Here is a 2,346-nt window from a genome sequence, read left to right on the forward strand (position 1 = left end):
TTGCGGCGGAATCCCGCCAAACTGTCGATGACAAACAAACGATTGAAGGCCGGGTGGAACGAGAAATTCCTCGTCAGCCTCATCTCGTGAAATTCAACTCACCCGATTCCCCTGGGCGATGCTGGGGACAAGTGGCCCGGCGAAGGTCCCAGAACCAACGCTGCCGGGCCTGTCGCAATGAGGGAGGCTCACCGCGACCGACTGATCTTAGCATAAGTTGCCGTAGCGGAAATACACGCAACGCACTTCTTTTTTCGGCGCCGAAATGTCCTCAAGACCGTCCGACCGGAACCGTTCGGCTCCCAACTGCATTCGGTCGGGTAGGGTCAGGAGGCTTCGATGATACGGAAGCAGTACGTCGTCGTTATAGCGGCCGGTATCGTGGTCTTCATATTTCTGGGCATCGGATCATTCTACCTTGGGGAGTGGCTGAATGCTCCTACGGGCGTGATCGAAGACAATTATGAAGAGCCGGACGTGTCAGAATAGCGGCCAATGTGCCCGGCAGCCTGTTTGCGGGGTTGCCGGACCTCTCCTGTTGTCGGAAAATCGGCCGAGACTACGCCGCCTTCCTCACCTTTCGCTTCGTTCTGTGCTTTCGCATCGGCGCCCAAATAGGCACCCCCTCCGCAAGCGCGGCACAAGCCAGCCCAATGGTCCCGGGCGCGCCTTCGTATTTGAAGCGAGCCACGTCCTGGACGGAGATGAACAGACGTCGGGCTGCCTCGCCGTCGGAGAGCCACATCCGGTCCAACCACTCGATAAAATCATGAGCCGTCATAACAGGTCCCTCGTATTGACCTGATATTAACGCTCTCGCTGCCGAAGGGAGTCAACCGAGTGATTCGCTCCGAGAACGAATATTTTTCAGCGCGCCGGCACTTCGCCTGTACCCGCATGCTTATATCCCGGCAGCGGTTCGATGAGACAGCCACTCTCCGTGTTCCAAAAGCGTCAAGTATAGCCATGATTGAGGAAAATCACCACTCCTAGACGCTTTCCGTCGCTTTTTGATAGCGTTCAATCGGAAACCGGATCGCGGCGCAGCTTGACAGAGCTTCATGAGTTTCGAAACCGACACTGTGATAAACCACAATGGGCAACCCGAGACGGTGGTACGGAAGAACTGGCCGTTCGCGGTTCGGACGAAGCCGGCGTGCGAGCCGCCGGGATCATGACGCCGATCGAGGCGGCTACGTTGAATGGCCTCGACCCGGAGGCCTGGCTGCGCGAAGTGATCGCCCGGATCCACCACCATCCGGCGCGCCGGATCGATGAACTCCTGCCCTGGAACGCCCAGCCCGATGTCGCGACTTCCCCCTCGCCTGCGCACGCTTGACCGCCTGCTCCACGACCTACCTGATGACGGCGACCCGATGCTTCTCAGCGAGCTCGACGGCTATCTCGCCGGACTTCTCGTCTGCCCGGACCTCGTTATGCCGGGCGAATGGCTGCCAAAGGTCTGGAGCCGCTTTGACGATGAGGAAAGCCAGCCCGTGTTCGAGGACATGAACCATGTCCAAGCTACAATCGGGGCGGTCATGGAACACTATAACGCCCTCGCCAAAGCGTTCACCGGCCAAAGGCCGAGCTACGCGCCGGTTCTCGACGACGATCCGATCTCCAACGAGATCCTCTGGGAGATGTGGGCCGACGGCTTTGGCCGAGCAGTCGACCTGAGGCCGCAGTGCTGGATAGCCATCGCGAAGAGCGGCGACGAGAACGCCAAGGTCGCGCTGGCCGGACTTCTCTATCTCGTCACAATCGCTCGCGACGAAGGCACGATGTCCGAGGACGAGACCAACGCTTTCGACGAGACCGCGCCCGTTCTCATTCCACGCTGGGTTCTCGCCCTGAATGCTTGGCGCCTCGCCAACGCCACCGGCGCTCCCGCACCGTTGCCCACCTTCGGCAAAGTTGGCCGCAACGATCCATGCCCCTGCGGTTCCGGAAAGAAGTACAAGAAATGCTGCGGTATCAACTGACCAAACCGATCACCGGGATCACCTGACGGTAACCGAACATTTGAGCACATCAGCGAGAAGATGAGGAACTGGCGGGCTAACCGCCGACTCCACCATGGGGACTGGCCCAGCCGCCCTTCGTGGGGACCCGGCATTTCTTATTTCCCAGTATCCGATTATGCACTACAAAGGCGTGGTGCCATCCGGCTTGATCTTGCGAACTAACCGATGGCTGGGCCGTCGCTCCCCTCGGGGAGCGGCGGCCTTATTTAGTCCGCCCTGAATAATGGCTAAGCCGTTGAAGCGACGCACCCGGAAAGACGTTTGGACGTATGGGGTTTCGCCGTTTTTGGCTGGCTTGCTTGCAGGAACCAGACAAGCC

At 59.4% G+C, this 2,346-nt stretch carries 3 protein-coding genes and 1 pseudogene; 3 read left to right on the plus strand and 1 reads right to left on the minus strand.

The genetic code is table 11. The features are described from left to right. Positions 1-339 precede the first annotated feature (339 nt). The 3 genes and pseudogenes from VQ042_RS25285 (at position 340) to VQ042_RS25295 (ending at position 1,985) form a co-directional block, all read left to right on the plus strand. The gene (locus VQ042_RS25285) at positions 340-489 is read left to right on the plus strand and encodes a hypothetical protein (RefSeq protein WP_331823006.1); all 150 of its coding nucleotides are present in this window, start codon (positions 340-342) and stop codon (positions 487-489) included. Between the two features lie 623 nt (positions 490-1,112). Beyond that, positions 1,113-1,339 (plus strand): annotated as a pseudogene (locus VQ042_RS25290) (transposase domain-containing protein); the annotation flags it as partial. Further along, entirely contained in the window at positions 1,305-1,985 is a 681-nt protein-coding gene (locus tag VQ042_RS25295) for a UPF0149 family protein (protein WP_331823007.1), read from the plus strand. The pseudogene VQ042_RS25290 and the gene VQ042_RS25295, both read left to right, overlap by 35 nt. Positions 1,986-2,147: 162 nt before the next feature. On the opposite strand, the gene VQ042_RS25300 is transcribed toward VQ042_RS25295, so the two are convergent. Continuing rightward, positions 2,148-2,346 (minus strand): hypothetical protein (locus VQ042_RS25300; protein ID WP_331823008.1); only part of this gene is annotated, 199 nt, incomplete at its 5' end.

The organism is Aurantimonas sp. A2-1-M11 (assembly GCF_036549475.1).
In the GTDB taxonomy this organism is placed as follows: domain Bacteria; phylum Pseudomonadota; class Alphaproteobacteria; order Rhizobiales; family Rhizobiaceae; genus Aurantimonas.